Genomic DNA, 1,911 nt, shown 5'->3' with positions numbered 1-1,911 from the left:
ACTTTCCAGAGTTGTTAATGGAGGTCAAAAATTAACTCCTAAACAATTAAAAGAGGTTGAACCCATTGTAACAAGATATGGGTATGTTCCTACAAGAGGAGCAAAAATAATATCTGTAGTGAATAATAAGGGGGGAGTTGGAAAAACTACTACCTCCATTAATTTGGGTGCAGCCTTAAATCATCTAGGCTATAGAGTATTAATTATTGATATGGACCCTCAGGGTAATGCTTCTCTTAATTTTGGTTATAGAGATCCCCTAAATCAAATGGTAGATGTTCTATTGACATCTAGAAATTTGCCTATTAGAGATGTAATTTTACCTATTGGTAAAGATATTGATATAGCTCCTACAAACTCGAAATTGGGGCAAGCCACCTTAGAAATGCAAAATAATCCAATGGTGGGTTATGAACGTATGAGTGAGGTTTTGGCTGAGATTAAACATGAGTATGATTACATTTTTATTGATTGTCCACCCTCTCTTGAGATGTTAACAGGAACCTCACTGGTAGCAAGTACAGGAGTAATTATAGTTTCAGAGCCTGAACCATATTCATCTACAGGACTTGAAAACGTTTTTATTCTCCTGAAAGCTGTTCGGAAAATGAACCCAAATTTAGGTGTTGAGGGGATATTATTTTCCCATGTGAAGAAAAATACCAGTCTACATAAGGATTATATGGATAGAATTCGTCAGCAACTTAAAGGAACATATCGTGTTTTTGAATCTGTAATTAGAGATAATATATCCCTTCCAGAAGCGGTTGAGGGTCAATCTACTATTTTTGATTATGACCTTAATAGTAATGGAGCTAAAGATTATTTAAGTTTAGCTAAGGAAATTTCTCCTGAACAAATTAAAAAGAAAGGAAAGGAGTTAATAGATGGCTAAGAAATATAAAAAAGGCAAAGGTTTGATGTCTAGCTCTCCCCTGGAGAACATTGCTCAAAATACAGCAATGGGTATGCAAATGGAAGAGATTGCGACTAAAAAAGAGGCTGAAGAAAGAGAAAAGGAAAGGGAAAAGATAATAATTCTTCCGGAACTTAAGAAATATATGAGGCAATTAAAGCCTAGTGAGTATAACACATTAAAGGAAGATATTAAGGAAAAGGGAATTAGAGATAAGATTCTTTTATGGAAGAGGGAAAATGATAGTCCCATTATTGATGGACATAATCGTTATGAGATAGGGGAAGATAATAATATTGAATTCGATTGGGAGTATATGCACTTTGATAGTATTGAAGAAGTGCAGGCGTACATGCTCAATATCCAATTTGGGAAAAGAAATCTCTCAACTTTAGAAATTAGCTATAGAAGGGGACAGTATTATAACCTTAGTAAATCAAAACATGGAGGGAAAAGGATAGGCAAGGGAGCAAGTAATCAAAATGATTACTTGAAAGGGGAAGGTAAAACCATTGATGTTTGTGCTGAGAAGTTTCATGTAGGTAAAGCTACTATTCAAAGGGATGCCGTTTTTGCTGTTGGGCTTGATCGATTCCTGGAGCCAGGTCTTGATGAAGGTATTCAAAAGGAAAGGGATCTAATATTAATTGGGGATAGTGTCTTTAATAAAAAAGATGTAGAATTCATCGGCAAAAATGGTGATGTTGATTTAAACCTTCTCATTAATTTTCGTAAATCAGGAGGGACCGTGGATAAATTACTTCAGTTGGACAAGTCTGAATGGACTGATTTTATGAAGAATATTGGTAATCCCTCTCCTATCAATGAAAAAACAGCGGGGAATAAGAAGTCTGTATCTAAGGATGTTGATGCCCAAAAGTCAGATCGCTTTTCAACATGGTTAGAAAGAGAAGTAAAACAAATCAAGAAATTCACAAAAAAGGGTGATAATGATTCTTTAGCACAAAAAAAACATGAGCTTGAGAGCCGTATCC

2 protein-coding genes are annotated in these 1,911 nt (G+C 35.1%); both read left to right on the top strand.

Annotated features, from left to right (window positions below; all coding sequences use genetic code 11):
- A partial coding sequence (locus E1171_RS02100; RefSeq protein ID WP_155203609.1) for a ParA family protein occupies positions 1 to 895 on the top strand: 895 nt, incomplete at its 5' end.
- A partial coding sequence (locus E1171_RS02095) for a ParB N-terminal domain-containing protein (RefSeq protein ID WP_484628013.1) occupies positions 888 to 1,911 on the top strand: 1,024 nt, incomplete at its 3' end. The genes E1171_RS02100 and E1171_RS02095, both read left to right, overlap by 8 nt.

The organism is Xanthovirga aplysinae (assembly GCF_009711365.1).
Taxonomy (GTDB): domain Bacteria; phylum Bacteroidota; class Bacteroidia; order Cytophagales; family Cyclobacteriaceae; genus Xanthovirga; species Xanthovirga aplysinae.
This window is presented reverse-complemented; position numbering and strand designations above follow the sequence as displayed.